Origin of the sequence: Mycolicibacterium insubricum (genome assembly GCF_010731615.1) — a bacterium.
Classification (GTDB): Bacteria; Actinomycetota; Actinomycetes; order Mycobacteriales; family Mycobacteriaceae; genus Mycobacterium; species Mycobacterium insubricum.
The window spans coordinates 2,872,696-2,888,557 of the sequence record NZ_AP022618.1 but is presented as its reverse complement, the minus strand read 5'-3'; the positions used below and the strand labels follow the sequence as shown (position 1 = coordinate 2,888,557).

The following is a 15,862-nucleotide window of genomic DNA, read 5'->3' as shown; positions in this document are numbered from 1 at the left end:
GGCGGGTTTCCCCGGGTCGACGGGGTAGGGGGTCAGGCCTCGTTGAACGCGTCGAGGGTGGCGGTGGCGTCGAGGTACTCCGCCACCCAGCGGGCGATCACCGCGGAGGTCTTCTCCACCTTGGTGAACTGCCCGACCACCTGCCCGACCGGGTTGAACGCGACGGCGACGCTCTCGTTCGGATACTTGTGGGTGGCGGCCACCGCCATCCCGGAGACCATGTACTGCAGCGGCATGCCCAGCGGCTTGGGGTTCTCCGGCTGCTCCCACGCCTCGGTCCAGTCATTGCGCAGCATCCGGGCCGGCTTGCCGGTGAACGACCGGCTGCGCACGGTGTCACGGCTGGTCGCGCTGATGTAGGCGGCCTGTTGGACCGGGGTGTTCTCGGCCTCCTCGACCATCAACCACTGCGACCCGGTCCAGGCGCCCTGGGCGCCGAGCGCCAGCGCCGCCGCGATCTGCTGGCCACTGCCGATACCACCGGCGGCCAGCACCGGAACCGGTGCGACGGCGGCGACCACCTGCGGCCACAGCACGATCGACCCGACCTCTCCGGCGTGCCCACCGGCCTCCCCGCCCTGGGCGATGATGATGTCCACGCCCGCGTCGGCGTGCTTGCGGGCCTGCGACGGCGACCCGCACAGTGCGGCGACCACCCGGCCCTGTTCGTGGATGTGGTCGATCATGTGCGCCGGCGGAGTGCCCAGCGCGTTGGCGATCATGGTGACCTTCGGGTGCCGCAGCGCCACCTCGACCTGCGGGGTGGCGGTCGCCTCGGTCCAGCCCAGCAACTGCAGCGCATCCTCGTCGCTGTGCTCGACCGGCACCCCGTGGTCGGCCAGGATCTTCTTGGCGAACTCCAGGTGCTCCTCGGGCACCAGCGCGTTGAGCTGCTTCTTGAGCACCTCGGGATCCAGGTCTACCGCCTCCATCCCCTCGTACTTGTTGGGGATGACGATGTCGACGCCGTACGGGTGGTCGCCGATGTTCTCGTCGATCCAGTTCAGCTCGATCTCCAGCTGCTCGGGGGTGAACCCGACCGCGCCGAGCACGCCGAAGCCCCCGGCCTTGCTCACCGCCACCACGACGTCGCGGCAGTGGGTGAAGGCGAAGATCGGGAACTCGATCCCGAGCCGGTCGCACAGGGGAGTATGCATAGTCCGCTCCTGGTGGGCTTTTCGACGAAAACGGGTTAAAACTAGAACGTGTTCCACCTTAGCGGGTGGGCGGCGTGAGCGTCATCACCCGCTTCGATCTCGTAAGCTCACGGCGTCCCTCCCGGCGGTCGGCCGGATCAGGTCAGGAGAACCCCCATCCCCCGTCGAACGCTGCGCCGCATCGGATCCCGGCTGGTCGCCGTCGTCCTGGTGCTGGTCGTGGTGGGTGCGGGTGCGGGCGCCGACGCGCCCTGGTTCTTTCGGCCGGTATCGGCCCCGGTCACCGTCGAGCTCGCCGACGGTTGGCGGCTCGCGTCGGCCCGCTACGTCGAGGACGACGGCGCCGCGATCTCCCGGCTGGACTACGCGAGCGAGTCGTGGCATCCGATCCGTCGGATGCCGTCCACCGTGCTCGGCGCGCTGACCGACGCCGGGGTCTATCCGGACCCCTACTACGGCTCCAACATGCGCGATGCGATCCCGCAGGACCTCTACCGGCAGGACTGGTGGTACCGCACCACCTTCACCGCGCCGGCCGGCCGGCCGTTCTACGCGCTGGAACTGCCCGGCATCAACTACCGCGCCCAGGTCTGGCTCAACGGTCACCTGGTGGCCGGTGACGATGAGGTGGTCGGCATGTACGTCAGCCACGACCTCGACGTCACGCCGTGGATCCACCCGGGAGCCGCCAACGCGCTGGCCATCCGGATCACCCCCGAGCAGGCGGTGCAGGACATCGACGGCGTCGAGCTGGCCGACAGCTGGTGGGACTGGATCAACTGGCGCGACATCGGCTACCGCACAGCCGACGGCGTGCCCAAGATGCCGTCGTTCGTACCCGATCGCAACGCCGGGATCTGGAAACCGGTGCTGTTGCACGCCTCCGGAGACGCGACGCTCGGCCCGGCCAGCGTCAGCACCGAACTGCCGCTGCCGCGCACCGACTCCGCGCGGCTGACCGTGCACTCCACCGTGCGCAACGACGCCGACCACCCGGTGCGCGGGGTAATGCACGCGACGATCAGCCGTCCCGGCAAGCCCACCGTGAACCTCGACCAGTCGGTCACCCTGGGACCCCGCGAACAGCGGGAGGTGACCTTCACTCCCGATGACTACCCGGGGCTGCGGATCGAGCAGCCCGACCTGTGGTGGCCGTACACGATGGGCAGCCCGAACCTCTATGACCTGCGGCTGGAGTACCGGGTCAACGAACAGCCCATCGACACCCTCACCCAGCGGTTCGGCATCCGCACCGTCACCCAGCACCGCGACGACGACGACGCGTTCCGGCCCCCGGGTGCGGGCGGCAACTTCTACCTGCAGGTCAACGGCCGCGACTTCCTGGTCCGCGGGGCCACCTACTCGCCGGACCTGCTGTACCGCTGGGACCCGGCGCGGGAAACCGCCATCCTGCGCTACGTCCGCGACCTGGGCCTGAACATGCTCCGACTGGAGGGCAAGTTCCCCGGCGACCACCTGCTGCAGGAGGCCGACGAACTCGGCATCCCGATGATGTACGGCTGGATGTGCTGCAACCAGTGGGAGAAGTGGGGGCAGTGGGACGCCGAGGACCGCCAGGTTTCCCAGGACAGCCTGCGGTCGCAGATCGCCGCGTTCGGCCCGCACGCATCGGCGTTCCTGTGGGCCAACGGCTCCGACGGCCGCCCGCCGACCGAGGTGCGCGACTGGTACCACCGGATTCTGGCCGAGGCGCACTGGTCCGGGGCGACGGTCGACACCGTCTCGACCATCAACAAGGACGAGCAGGGCAACCTCGCCTGGGACGGCATCCGGATGGTCGGCCCGTACAGCTGGCGCCCGCCCAGCTACTGGTTCGACGGACGTTATGCCGCCGCGGAGGGATCTTCGGCCGAACAGGGCGACAACGAGCACATCCCGCCGTACGCCAGCCTGACCCGGTTCATCCCGCCGGATCAGCTCTGGCCGATCAACCCGACCTGGTACCTGCACGCCGGGTCCGACGAGAACAACGTGCTGCTCGACAGCACCCGCACCGCGGTGATGCGCCGCTACGGGCCCTCGCGCAACGCCGAGGAGTTCGCCACCAAGGCCCAACTCGCGCACTACGAATCGACCCGGGCCCAGTTCGAGGCGTTCGCCGCGGGCGGCTGGGACACCCACAAGATGACGATCTACTGGATGCTCAACACCCCGTGGCCGTCGTTCTTCGGCAATCTCTTCGACTACTACCTGCGGCCCGGCGGCGCCTACTACGGCGCCAAGAAGGGGCTGCGCCCGCTGTCGGTGGTGTTCGACTCGTTCGCCACCGGCAACCGCTCCACCGCCAACGTCACCATCGTCAACCAGAGCCCGTACGACGCGACCGGGCTGTGGGCCCGGGTCCGCACCTACGACCTGTCCGGGCGGGTGCTGGACGACCGGCGCACCGAGGGGCTGACCGTGCCGGCCAACGGCACCGCGGCCGCGCTCACGCTGGCCCGGCCACCGGCGGCCGCCAAGGTGTTCTTCGTCCGCGCGCAGCTGCTCGACCACACCGGCGGTGTGGTCACCGAGAACACCTACTGGCAATCCCAGGTGCCCGACGACACCGGTGATCCGGCCAAGGACAACGCGTTCCAGTTGCAGCAGTCCAGCTGGGCCGACCTGACCCCTCTGGCCTCGATGGCGCGCACCCCGCTGCGGGTGCGGGCGGTGCGCACTGCCCGCGACGACGGTGGCACCGACGTCACGATCACGCTGAACAATCCGAGCGAGAAGATCGCGTTCTTCGAGCGCGCGGAGGTGCTCGATTCACCCGACGGCGACGAGATCCTGCCGGTCGAATACTCCGACAACTACGTGACCGTCTATCCCGGCGAGTCGGTGCAGCTGCAAGCCGATGTGCCGGCCGGTTCGGCACCGGGCTGGGTCCGGGTCACCGGTTACAACACCGACGCGGGCGTCGTCCCGATTGCCGACGCCAATCGCTGAATCCTGGACTAGGCTGCGGCGTATGCCCGCTCATGACATTGCCGCCGCCCGCCGCGAAATCTCCGTCGCCATGCTCAAAGCACTGGACCGTCGTCACGAGGTGCTCGACGCGATCGTGGACGCCGATGATCACACCGCCGCGGTCGACGCGCTGATCGCGCTGCTGGGCATCTCCCGGGCCGGCGCCGAGGCCGTCATGGGCCTGTCGTTCGATCACGCCACCAAGGCCAGCCGGGAGCGCATCGCCGCCGAGCTGGAAGACCTGGACTCCCAGCTGACCTTCACCGTCGAGCAGCGGCCGGCCAGCACCGGGGAAAGCCTGTGGCTGCGGCCGTTCTCGGCCGAGCAGGACCGCGACATCTTCACCGCCCGCACCGATGACCAGCTCACCGCGGGTGACGGCTCCGGAGCGCCGGCCGCCGGTATCGACGACGAGATCCGCGGCGCCATCAAGCGCGTGGACGACGAGGACGCGGTGCTGTTCGTCGCGGTCGAGGACGAGGCGAAGATCGGCCTGGTCTTCGGCGACCTGGTCGGCGGCGAGGTCAACGTCCGGATCTGGATCCGCCCGGAACACCGCAAGAAGGGTTACGGCACAGCCGCACTGCGCAAGTCGCGCAGCGAAATGGCGTCGTACTTCCCGGCCGTCCCGATGGTGGTCCGCGCCCCCGGCGCCGGGTCGGCGTAGTCTGCCGCGGCTTTGGTGCCGATACCCGACGCGTAAGGTCGGCGAGGTGAGCACGCGCGCGGGGATCGTCGTCACCGGGACCGAGGTACTGACCGGCCGGGTGGCCGACAAGAATGGGCCTTGGCTGGCCGACCGGCTGCTGGAGCTGGGCATCGAGTTGGCGCACATCACCATCTGCGGCGACCGGCCGGCCGACATCGCCGCGCAGCTGGCGTTCCTGGCCACCGAGGGCGTGGACCTGATCATCACCAGCGGCGGGCTGGGCCCGACGGCCGACGACCTCACCGTAGACACGGTCGCCGGGTTCTGCGGCCGAAAGATGGTGCTGGACACCGCGCTTGAGGAGCGCATCGCCGACATCCTGCGCAAGCTGGTATCCCGGATGCCCGACATCGACTTCGACGACGTGCGCACGGCCAACCGCAAACAGGCCATCGTCCCGGAGGGCGCGACGGTGCTCGAGCCCATCGGCACCGCACCCGGTGTCGTCGTCACCCCGGTGACCGGCGGCGGTCCCACCGTGGTGGTGCTGCCCGGACCACCGCGCGAGCTGCAGGCGATGTGGCCGGCGGCGCTGTCCACCGAGGCGCTGCAGGCCGCGATCTCAGGACGTGTGCATTACCGACAGGACACCATCCGGATGTTCGGGCCGGCCGAATCCGCACTGGCCGAAGCCCTGCGGGTGGCCGAACGCGACATCACGGGTTTCGGCGGACTGGAGATCACCACCTGCCTGCGCCGCGCCGAGCTGGAGATCGTCACCCGCTATGAACCCGGCGCGGCCGACGCCTACGCCGCGCTGCTGGCGCACCTGCGCGAGCGCTTCGGCGACGCCGTCTACTCCACCGACGGCACCACCGTCGACCAGCAGGTCGCCGCGCTGCTGGCCGGCCATTGGGCCGCCACCGCCGAATCCTGCACCGGGGGGCTGGTCGCCGGCCGGCTCACCGACCTGGCAGGCTCGTCGGCGTATCTGGCCGGGGGAGTGGTGTCCTACTCCAACGCCGCCAAGAGTGAGCTGCTCGGCGTCGATCCCGCACTGATCGAAACCCACGGTGCGGTGTCGGAGCAGGTGGCCGAGGCGATGGCCGCCGGTGCGCTGCGCCGGTTCGGCGCCGACATCGCGGTGTCCACCACCGGCATCGCCGGCCCCGGCGGCGGGTCGGCCGAAAAACCGGTCGGCACCGTGTGTTTCGGCGTGGCGATGACCGGCCGACCGCCGGTGTTGCGCACCGTGCGGCTGCCCGGTAACCGCACCGACGTCCGGGAACGCTCGACTACGATTGCCCTGCACCTGCTGCGCCGGACACTACTCGACGCGAACCAGCCTGGGTAGGCCGGCTGTTACAGACTCAGGATGGTGGCCGAGGCGGTACCCGGCGCGCCGTAGACCTGGGCCAGCCCCACCCGGGGGCTGCTCGGAACCTGGCGCTCACCGGCCTCGCCGCGCAACTGCCGGACCAGTTCGTGCACCTGACGCAGGCCCGACGCACCGATCGGCTCGCCGTTGGCGATCAACCCGCCGTCGGTGTTGACCGGGATGGACCCGCCGATCTCGGTGGCGCCCTCGGCGACCAGCTTCTCCTGGTCGCCGTCGGCGCACAGACCGGTCTCGGCCATGTGAATCACCTCGGCGCCGGCGTCGGTGTCCTGCAACTGCGCGATGTCGACGTCCTCCGGGCCGATACCGGCGATCTCGTAGGCGGCGCGCGCGGCGTACACCGTCGGCGCGACATCGGACTCGATCGGTGCGGAGGTGGCGTGCACCTCGTAGGCGCCGAACGTCCGGGTCCGGATCTCGCTGGCGCGCACGAACACCGGCTTGTCGGTGAAGCGGTGGGCGATGTCCCCGCGGCACATGATCACCGCCGCCGCCCCCTCATCCGGGGCGCAGAACATGTACTGGCGCAGCGGGTAGTTCAGTACCGGCGAGGCCATGATCTCGTCGACGGCGATCTCCTTGCGGCGGAACGCATTCGGGTTCAGCTCGCCGTTGCGAAAGTTCTTGTTGGCCACCCGGGCCAGCGTCTCCTCGCTGATGTTGTGGTCGTGCAGGTACTTGTTGGCCTTCATGCCGAAGAACTTGGTGGTGACGAACTGGCCGTTCTCGGCGTACCACTGCGGCAGTGCCAGCTTGGCTGGGTCGTCGGTGAAGGCGCCGCGGGGGTGCTTGTCCAGCCCGACGGCCACACCGATGTCGTACTTGCCCAGCCGGATGGTGTCGGCGGTCTGCTGGATCGCACTGGCCGAGGTCGCACAGGCGTTGAACACGTTGGTGAACGTGATGCCGGTGAGGCCGACCAGCCGGGTCACCGAATCGGGGTTGGACACCTCGTAGCTGCCGCCGAAGCCGAACTGGATGTCCTTCCATTCCACTCCGGCGTCGGCCAGGGCGAGACGGATGGCCTCGGCGCCCATCTGCACCGCGGGCTTGTCGAATCGGCCGAACGGGTGCAGGCCGACTCCGATGATCGCGACGTCGTTGCTCATGAAAACTGTGCTCCTAGACCGGCTTGAACGCGAAGGTGATGATCTCGTCACCGTTGGTGTCGGTGGCGAACGGGATCATGGTCAACTCGACCTCCTGGCCGAATTCCAGCTTGGCGGGGTCGTTTTCGGTCAACCGGCCCTCGACCCGGATCACCGCTTCATCGCCCAGGCCCAGCTGCACCAGCCCCATGCCGAACGGTACGAAGTCCTTGCCGGTGGGCCCGACGTATGGCGCCCCGGGCGGGAAGCCCTGGGTGGTCCAGGCGATGACGGTGCCGCGCCGGGGCAGCAGCACCTCGCCCATGTTCGGGCCCGAACACCGCGGGCAGTGGTCCTGCGCCGGGAACACCGTCGCGCCGCAGTCGCCGCACCGGCAGCCGATCAGCTGCGGGTTATCTTCCGGCCAGGTGGAAATCTCGGGTGCCAGTGCCTTGGGTGCCATCGACCATCCTCGTCGCAGTGGAAATCACGTTCTCTTATTTGAACATACCTATATCACCATATGAAAGTGTCGTGCACGGCCGGATGCAAAACCGGCCCCCTCCGAGAACGGAAGGGGCCGGTCTGGCGCTGCGGGCTACCGCTCGTCGAGCATCTCGGTCATGGAGACCAGGATCTCCTCGGCCCGGCCGAGGCCGGCCAGGTGGCTTTCGCCGGGGATCGGGATCAGCTCGGCGTTGGGCAGCAACGCCACCGAATGCTCGCCGTGGCTGTAGGGGATGATGTGGTCGCGGTCGCCGTGCCACCAGCGCACCGGCGTCTCGATGTCGGCCATCCGGAAGCCCCAGTCGCGGGCGAAGACGATGACGTCGGCGAACGGCGCGGCCAGCTGCTTGCGGCTGCCGTTGAGCAGGTCGTCGAGGAACATCGCCTTGAACTCGGGGCGCAGCAGCAGCCGGCGGTCACCCTCGGGCGAGACGCGGGCGTAGAGCTCCACCGCGGTGTTGCCGAACGGGCGGATCAGCCGCACGGCCTGGGTGGCCACGAACCCGATCGGGGCGGCGGCGACTTCCAGGGCCGGGGCGACCAGCGACCCCAGCGCCATCAGCCCGCCGCCGATGGCCTCCGGGCCGACCGTCGGTGCGACGCCGCCGAGGACGCCGACGGCGACCACCCGGTCGGGCATGGCCGCCGCGCTGGACAGGGCATACGGCCCGCCCCCGGACAGTCCGATGACGGCCATCTTGTCGATGCCCAGGGTGTCGGCGACCACTTCGAGGTCGTTGGCGAACTCGAGCACCTGCTGATAGCGGTGCGGGGTGGACACGCCGATGCCGGGCCGGTCGATGCCGACCAGCCGGATGCCGTTGAGGGCGGCCCAGGCGCGGGCCTCGGGCGGGATCTGCCGGCGGGCGCCGGGGGTGCCGTGCAGCCAGAACACCGCTTTGCCCTGCGGTGCGCCGAACTCCGCGAAGCTGATGTTGCGGTCCGGGGCGACCGCGATCTTGCCCTCGAGTTTGGGGCGTTCGATTGGTGGAACCATGCGCAAAGTGTTACACGACGCGCACTCGGTGCAACGCCGCATCGCTTACCGGCTCGGTCATTCGGTGCCGTGACCGGTCGGCGAGGTCTACGCTGAATCCATGAAAACACGGCTTGAACAGGGCCGTACCGTGAGCATCGCCGACAGGTCCGACGACGGCGTGGAAGCCGCGCAGTACAAGATCACGCCGGAGATGACGGCTCTGCTGGGGCCCGCGGCCGCGCACGTCGGCTCGGATGCGAGCTCCAAGACCATCCGCATGCATGACCGCGACTTCGTGTTCGACGACGGTGACATCGGCTGCACGCTGACCGATATGGCGGTCACCGTGACCAAGATGTTCTATCCGACGTCGGGGCAGCCGTACCTGCAGATCTTCTTCAACTACTCGGTGACCTCACGCGGTTGGCGAACCGGATCGGGCCTGGGCCCGGAGGCGGCCGGTGTGCTGCACGGGTTGTCCTTCCTGAATCGCGACGGCGGCACGATGTGGGCCTGGGGTTTCCCGTACGACGGCCTGCGGGTGGACTGCGGGTGGATCCGGCACCCGCGAACGCACCACATCGTCAGCAATGTCGACGTCGGCTGGTTCGAGCTGTGGAAAAAGGTCAGCTACTCCATGTACGGAACGCTGTATTCGTGCTGATTCACTTCACCCGGCCGCGGTAGGCCGAGGGGGTTTCCCCGCAGAACTGGGCGAACGACCGGGTGAACGAGCTCAGGCTCTCGAATCCCACCGCCCGCGATACCTCCTGCACCGATTGGCCGGGGGCCGCCAGCAGGGCCATCGCCCGCAGCATGCGTGCGTGCAGCAGATAGGTCCGCCAGGAGATGCCCAGCGTATCGGCGAACAGCCGCCGCAGCGTGCGTTCGGAGACCGCCACGGCGCGGCTGACCTCGTCGGCGGTCACCGACTGCAGGTGCTCCTTGGTGAACTCGACGGCTGCCGCCACGATCGGATGGCCCGTGGTCGGCAGGCTCAACGGTGCCTCGTGATCGAGCGCATCCGACACCAGGTGGGCCAGCGTCCGGAAGAACCCGTCGGCGACCTCCTCGTCGGGGGCTGGGCCGTCGGCCCGGTCGATGGGCCAGCGCAATGCGTAGATCATCATTTCGCGAATCAGCGGGGAGACCGCCAGGATGCGGGCCCGGTCGCCGGGGTTCGGCACCAGCTCCGGGTCGAACATCACCGCCACCGTTTTGACGTCGGGATTCATCGTCGCCGAGTGTTCGAGGCCGATCGGCAACCAGGCCGCCTGCTGCGGCGGCAGCAGGTAGTGCCCGGCCGGGGTCTGGACTTCGACGACGCCGCCGATCGCGTACTCGATCTGGTGCATGTCGTGCGAATGCCACCCGGTGAGTAGTTTGTCGCCCTCGTACAGATAGCTGCCCGCCCGGGCCCGGCCACCGCGGCGTAATTCGATCCGCGGAACCGGGTTGGCCGAATCCGCATGGTGTCTGTCCGATAGCGCAGAGACGGTCACGGTGTTTCAGGGTACTAGTGGAATCACACCCCGGCCTCGAGGAGCTTGATGAACGTCGACGACCTGATTCTGGTGAGCATTGACGACCACGTCGTGGAACCGCCGGACATGTTCCTGCGCCACGTCCCGGAGAAGTACAAGCCCGAGGCCCCGATCGTCGTCACCGACGCCAAGGGCGTCGATCAGTGGATGTATCAGGGCCGCCCGCAAGGCGTCAGCGGTCTGAATGCGGTGGTGTCCTGGCCGGCCGAGGAGTGGGGCCGCGACCCGGCCGGCTTCGCCGAGATGCGCCCCGGGGTCTACGACGCGCACGAACGCGTCCGCGACATGAACCGCAACGGCATCCTGGCCTCGATGTGTTTCCCGACGTTCACCGGCTTCTCCGCGCGCCACCTCAACATGCACCGCGAGGAGGCGACGCTGGTGATGGTGTCGGCGTACAACGACTGGCACATCGATGAGTGGGCCGGGTCGGCTCCCGGGCGGTTCATCCCGATCGCCATCCTGCCCACCTGGAACCCCGAGGCCATGTGCACCGAGATCCGCCGGGTGGCCGCCAAGGGCTGCCGCGCGGTGACCATGCCGGAGCTGCCGCACCTGGAGGGCCTGCCCAGCTACTTCGACGAGAACTACTGGGGCCCGGTGTTCCGCACCCTGTCGGAGGAGAACGTGGTGATGTGCCTGCACATCGGCACCGGATTCGGCGCCATCTCGATGGCCAAGGACGCCCCCATCGACAACCTGATCATCCTGGCCACCCAGGTGTCGGCGATGTGCGCCCAGGATCTGCTCTGGGGCCCGGCCATGCGCAACTACCCGGACCTGAAGTTCGCCTTCTCCGAGGGCGGCATCGGCTGGATCCCGTTCTACCTGGACCGCTCCGACCGGCACTACACCAACCAGAAGTGGCTGCGCCGCGACTTCGGCGACAAGCTGCCCTCGGACGTGTTCCGCGAGCACTCGCTGGCCTGCTACGTCACCGACAAGACCTCACTGAAACTGCGCCACGAGATCGGCATCGACATCATCGCCTGGGAGTGCGACTACCCGCATTCGGACTGCTTCTGGCCCGACGCCCCCGAGCAGGTGCTGGCCGAACTCAACGCCGCCGGCGCCAGTGATTCCGACATCAACAAGATCACCTGGGAGAACTCCTGCCGGTTCTTCAGCTGGGATCCGTTCGCCCACACGCCGAAGGAACAGGCCACCGCCGGTGCGCTGCGCGCGCTGGCCACCGACGTCGACACCTCGATCCGGCCGCGTGCGGAATGGGCCCGGCTCTACGACGAGAAGAAGTTCCAGCACGCTCACTGAGTGACGACGGTGAGCCGGTTCCCGTCGCGCTCGACTGTCATCCCGGCGCGGCGCGCCGCCGCGGCGACTTTCGCCGCCGAATCCGGCTCGGCGTGTCCGGCGGCCAGGACGCGGGCCAGCCGGCCCTTGTGCGCCTTGTTGAAATGACTGACCACCGCGCGGCTGCCGTCGGGACGTTCAGAGACCACGTCGACGGTGACCGCGCCGGGCAGCCGGCCGAGCGCGGCGTAGGAGCCCGAACGCAGGTCGACGACCAGTTCGCCGTCGGCCAGGCGGGCCAGCAGCGGCTCCAGGGCGGGACGCCAGCGCGCGGCCAGCGTCGGACCGGGCAGCTTGGATCCCGCCGAGAGGCGATAGGCGGGCACCGGGTCGTCGGCGCGCAGCAGGCCGAACAGTGCCGAACCCACCGCCAGCCGGGCGTGCGCCCGGTCGCCGGCCGCGCCGCTGAGCGAGGCGATGTCGAGCGCGTCGTACAGCACGCCGGTGTACCGGTCGATCGCGGCCATGGTCGGTGAGGTTCGCAGCGCGGCGTTGCGGTCGATCTCGGCGTCCTGTTTGGCCGAGATGCCCAGGGCCGCCCGGCTCGCCGGCCGGTCGGCCGCCAGGGCCACCAGCTCGTCGACCAGGGCGATCCGCACCGGGTTCAGCTCGGTGAAGCTGAGCGCTTCGACGTCGACCGGCGGGCCGTCGCCACCGTCACGCTTGGTTTCCGACGGGGGCAACACCACGATCACCGGCTACACGCTAGCGTCTGAGCGCCCGCCCGGAGCAACCGTGATGACCGACACGTATTCCGACAGGGGGGAGTGCGGGCCAGATAAGTTAAATTGTCTAAGCTGACCTAAAGACCTTGATATGAGGATGTTGTTGATGGGTTGCATCGCCCTGGGCCGAACCCCCGTACCGACTTGGGATGACACCGCATGCTGAAGCTCGTTAAGAAGACCTGGCTGCCGATGGTGATCGTGATCGTGGTGATCATCGCCGGCGCGGCCGTCTACCGCGTCCGCGGTTTCTTCGGCGCCGACGGTGCCGCCGGCGCCGGCAGCACCCGATTCGAGGACACCAAGCCCTTCAACCCCAAGCGGGTGAAGTACGAGATCTGGGGCAACGGCAGCTATGCCGACATCAACTACCTGGACCTCGACGCCGAACCGCAACGCGTCGACGGCGCGAGCCTCCCGTGGACGCTGACCCTGGAGTCGACCGCCCCGTCGGTCTTCCCGAACATCGTCGCCCAGGGTGACGGCAGCACGCTCACCTGCCGCATCACCGTCGACGACGAGGTCAAGGACGAACGAACCACCACCGGCGCCAGCGCCCACACCTACTGCTTGGTGAAATCCGCATGACGACTCCCTACGACGCGCCCACCGAGGCCATCTCGACCGTGCCGCCGGAAAAGCACACCGGCATCGCCAAGTGGATCCGGACCATGTCGGTCCCGATCATCATCGGCTGGATCCTGATCATCGTCGGCCTCAACGTCGCGGCACCGCAGCTCGAGGTGGTCGGGGCGATGCAGTCGGTGTCGCTGTCGCCCGACAAGGCCCCGTCGACGATCGCGATGAAGGAAGTCGGCCTGGTCTTCCAGGAGTTCAAGTCCAACAGCTCGGTGATGATCGTGCTCGAGGGCGACCACGAACTCGACGCCGCCGCGCACCAGTACTACGACCAGATGATCGCCAAGCTGCGCGCCGACACCGGTCACGTCGAGCACGTCCAGGACTTCTGGAGCGACCCGCTCACCGCGGCCGGGTCCCAGAGTCCCGACGGCAAGGCCGCCTACGTGCAGGTCTACACCGCTGGCAACCAGGGCGAGGCGCTGGCCAACGAGTCGGTCGAAGCCGTCCAGCAGATCGTGAATGACATCCCGGCGCCCGAGGGAGTCCACGCCTACGTGACCGGCCCGGCGGCGCTGTCGGCCGACCAGCACGTCGCCGGGGACCGCAGCATGGCGCTGATCGAGGCGCTGACCTTCACCGTCATCATCGTGATGCTGCTGCTGGTCTACCGCTCGATCGTCACGGTGATCCTCAGCCTGTTGCTGGTGGTGCTGTCGCTGACCGCCGCACGCGGCGTGGTCGCCTTCCTCGGCTACCACGACGTCATCGGGCTCTCCACCTTCGCGACGAACCTGCTGGTCACCCTCGCCATCGCGGCCTCGACCGACTACGCCATCTTCCTGATAGGCCGATATCAGGAGGCCCGCACCCGGGGGATGAGCAAGGAGGACGCCTACTACGACATGTTCCACGGCACGGGACATGTGATCGTGGGCTCGGGCCTGACCATTGCCGGTGCGACGTTGTGCCTGCACTTCACCAACCTGCCGTACTTCAAGAGCCTCGGCATCCCGCTGTGCGTCGGCATGGTGGTCGTGGTGTTCTGTGCGCTGACCCTGGGGTCGGCGATCATCACCGTCGCGACGAAGTTCGGCAACGTCCTGGAGCCCAAGCGCGCCATGCGTACCAGGGGGTGGCGCAAAGTCGGTGCGGCCGTCGTCCGGTGGCCGGGACCGATCCTGGTGGCGACGATTGCGTTGTCGCTGATCGGGTTGCTGGCCCTGCCGGGTTACCGCACCAACTACAACGACCGCAACTACCTGCCGGCGGACCTGCCGGCCAACGCCGGGTACTCCGCCGCGGACCGGCACTTCTCACAGGCCCGGATGAATCCGGAACTGCTGCTGATCGAATCCGATCACGACCTGCGCAACTCCTCGGACTTCCTGGTGATCGACAAGGTCGCCAAGTCACTGTTCCGGGTGCCCGGGGTGGGTCGGGTCCAGGCCATCACCCGGCCGCAGGGCACCCCCATCGAGCACACGTCGATCCCGTTCCAGATCTCGATGAACGGTGTGTCGCAGAAGATGAACGAGAAGTACCAGCAGGACATGATGGCCAACATGCTCAAGCAGGCCAACGACATGCAGACGACCATCGACACGATGACCAAGATGCAGTCGATCACCGAGCAGATGGCCGCGGTCACCCATTCCATGGTCGTGAAGATGAAGAACATGACGATGGACGTGGCCGACATGCGCGACCACATCTCCGATTTCGACGACTTCTTCCGGCCGCTGCGCAACTACCTGTACTGGGAGCCGCACTGCTTCAACATCCCGGTGTGCTGGTCTATCCGGTCGATCTTCGACACCCTCGACGGCGTCGACACCATGACCGACGACATTCAGCAGATCATCCCGGACATGGAGCGCCTGGACGCGCTGATGCCGCAGATGGTGGCGCTGATGCCGTCGATGATCTCGACCATGACGCGGATGAAGTCCTACATGCTGACCATGTACCAGACCCAAAAGGGCATGCAGGATCAGATGTCGGCCATGCAGGAGAACTCGACCGCCATGGGCAAGGCGTTCGACGAGTCCAAGAACGACGACAGCTTCTACCTGCCGCCGGAAACCTTCGACAACCCCGACTTCAAGCGCGGCGTGAAGATGTTCCTCTCGCCCGACGGGCATGCCGTCCGGTTCATCATCTCCCACGACGGCGACCCGATGACCCCCGAAGGCATCGCCAAGATCGCGTCGATCAAACAGGCCGCGCGCGAAGCGATCAAGGGCACTCCGCTGGAGGGCTCCAAGATCTACCTCGGCGGTACCGCGGCGACGTTCCACGACCTGCAGGCCGGCGCGAACTACGACCTGATCATCGCGGGCATCGCCGCCCTGGGCCTGATCTTCATCATCATGTTGATCATCACCCGCTCGATCGTCGCGGCCGCCGTCATCGTCGGCACCGTGGTGCTGTCGCTGGGCGCCTCGTTCGGTCTGTCGGTGCTGATCTGGCAGCACATCATCGGTCTGGAGCTGCACTGGATGGTGCTGGCCATGGCGGTGATCATCCTGTTGGCCGTGGGCGCGGACTACAACCTGCTGCTGGTAGCCAGATTCAAAGAAGAGATACACGCCGGGCTGAACACCGGCATCATCCGCGCGATGGGCGGCACCGGGTCGGTGGTCACCTCGGCGGGTCTGGTGTTCGCATTCACCATGGCGTCGATGGCGGTCAGCGAGCTGCACGTGATCGGCCAGGTGGGTACCACCATCGGCCTGGGTTTGTTGTTCGACACCCTGGTGATCCGGTCGTTCATGACGCCGTCCATCGCGGCCCTGCTCGGCAAGTGGTTCTGGTGGCCGCAACGGGTCCGGCAGCGTCCGCTCCCGTCGCCGTGGCCCGAGCCGCCGGCCGCGGCGGAGCCCGAACGCGACCCGGTGCCCTCGGCCTGACGGCCCGGCACCGGGTGCACAGCCAAAAAAATCCCTGCC

Annotated in this window: 13 protein-coding genes; 7 read left to right on the top strand and 6 right to left on the bottom strand. The window is 68.0% G+C overall.

Going from position 1 to position 15,862, the window contains the following annotated elements; genetic code table 11:
* Positions 1–32 precede the first annotated feature (32 nt).
* The gene (locus G6N16_RS13730; RefSeq protein ID WP_083028948.1) at positions 33–1,157 is read right to left on the bottom strand and encodes a nitronate monooxygenase; all 1,125 of its coding nucleotides are present in this window, start codon (positions 1,155–1,157) and stop codon (positions 33–35) included.
* A gap of 210 nt (positions 1,158–1,367) precedes the next feature.
* On the opposite strand from G6N16_RS13730, the gene G6N16_RS13725 reads away from it, so the two are divergent.
* The 3 genes from G6N16_RS13725 to G6N16_RS13715 are packed head-to-tail and all read left to right on the top strand — an operon-like array spanning position 1,368 to position 6,133.
* A complete protein-coding gene (locus G6N16_RS13725) occupies positions 1,368–4,109 on the top strand; it encodes a glycoside hydrolase family 2 protein (protein WP_235674072.1) in 2,742 nt (913 codons plus the stop codon).
* 22 nt (positions 4,110–4,131) lie between these two features.
* Positions 4,132–4,797 (top strand): GNAT family N-acetyltransferase, encoded by a 666-nt coding sequence (locus G6N16_RS13720; protein ID WP_083028946.1) that lies wholly within the window; start codon positions 4,132–4,134, stop codon positions 4,795–4,797.
* 46 nt (positions 4,798–4,843) lie between these two features.
* Positions 4,844–6,133 (top strand): competence/damage-inducible protein A, encoded by a 1,290-nt coding sequence (locus tag G6N16_RS13715; protein ID WP_083028945.1) that lies wholly within the window; start codon positions 4,844–4,846, stop codon positions 6,131–6,133.
* Positions 6,134–6,141: 8 nt separating this feature from the next.
* Here G6N16_RS13715 and G6N16_RS13710 read toward each other — a convergent pair whose 3' ends face one another.
* The 3 genes from G6N16_RS13710 to G6N16_RS13700 form a co-directional block, all read right to left on the bottom strand.
* Positions 6,142–7,287 (bottom strand): thiolase family protein, encoded by a 1,146-nt coding sequence (locus G6N16_RS13710; RefSeq protein ID WP_083028944.1) that lies wholly within the window; start codon positions 7,285–7,287, stop codon positions 6,142–6,144.
* A 13-nt stretch (positions 7,288–7,300) separates the two neighbouring features.
* Positions 7,301–7,729: a Zn-ribbon domain-containing OB-fold protein gene (locus tag G6N16_RS13705; RefSeq protein WP_083028943.1), complete on the bottom strand. Its 429-nt coding sequence runs from the start codon at positions 7,727–7,729 to the stop codon at positions 7,301–7,303.
* A gap of 135 nt (positions 7,730–7,864) precedes the next feature.
* A complete protein-coding gene (locus tag G6N16_RS13700; protein ID WP_083028942.1) occupies positions 7,865–8,770 on the bottom strand; it encodes an alpha/beta fold hydrolase in 906 nt (301 codons plus the stop codon).
* Between the two features lie 100 nt (positions 8,771–8,870).
* On the opposite strand from G6N16_RS13700, the gene G6N16_RS13695 reads away from it, so the two are divergent.
* Positions 8,871–9,416 (top strand): hypothetical protein, encoded by a 546-nt coding sequence (locus G6N16_RS13695; RefSeq protein WP_133052851.1) that lies wholly within the window; start codon positions 8,871–8,873, stop codon positions 9,414–9,416.
* Position 9,417: 1 nt separating this feature from the next.
* Here the strand turns inward: G6N16_RS13695 and G6N16_RS13690 are convergent, their stop codons facing one another.
* Positions 9,418–10,254, bottom strand: coding sequence for an AraC family transcriptional regulator (locus G6N16_RS13690; RefSeq protein ID WP_083028940.1), 837 nt, complete (start codon positions 10,252–10,254; stop codon positions 9,418–9,420).
* Positions 10,255–10,302: 48 nt separating this feature from the next.
* Here G6N16_RS13690 and G6N16_RS13685 point away from each other — a divergent pair, with 48 nt between their 5' ends.
* On the top strand, positions 10,303–11,568 hold the full coding sequence (locus tag G6N16_RS13685; RefSeq protein WP_083028939.1) for an amidohydrolase family protein: 1,266 nt from the start codon (positions 10,303–10,305) through the stop codon (positions 11,566–11,568).
* Here G6N16_RS13685 and yaaA read toward each other — a convergent pair.
* The gene (yaaA, locus tag G6N16_RS13680; protein ID WP_083028938.1) at positions 11,562–12,302 is read right to left on the bottom strand and encodes a peroxide stress protein YaaA; all 741 of its coding nucleotides are present in this window, start codon (positions 12,300–12,302) and stop codon (positions 11,562–11,564) included. The two genes, G6N16_RS13685 and yaaA, sit on opposite strands and share 7 nt — an antisense overlap.
* Before the next feature lie 189 nt (positions 12,303–12,491).
* Between yaaA and G6N16_RS13675 the strand changes: the two genes are divergently transcribed.
* Together G6N16_RS13675 and G6N16_RS13670 are read left to right on the top strand one after the other, a co-directional pair.
* Positions 12,492–12,920 carry an MmpS family transport accessory protein gene (locus G6N16_RS13675; protein ID WP_083028937.1) on the top strand — a complete coding sequence of 143 codons (429 nt, stop codon included), beginning with the start codon at positions 12,492–12,494 and terminating at the stop codon, positions 12,918–12,920.
* Positions 12,917–15,823 (top strand): MMPL/RND family transporter, encoded by a 2,907-nt coding sequence (locus tag G6N16_RS13670; RefSeq protein ID WP_083028936.1) that lies wholly within the window; start codon positions 12,917–12,919, stop codon positions 15,821–15,823. The genes G6N16_RS13675 and G6N16_RS13670 overlap by 4 nt, the downstream gene beginning before the upstream one ends.
* Positions 15,824–15,862: the final 39 nt, after the last annotated feature.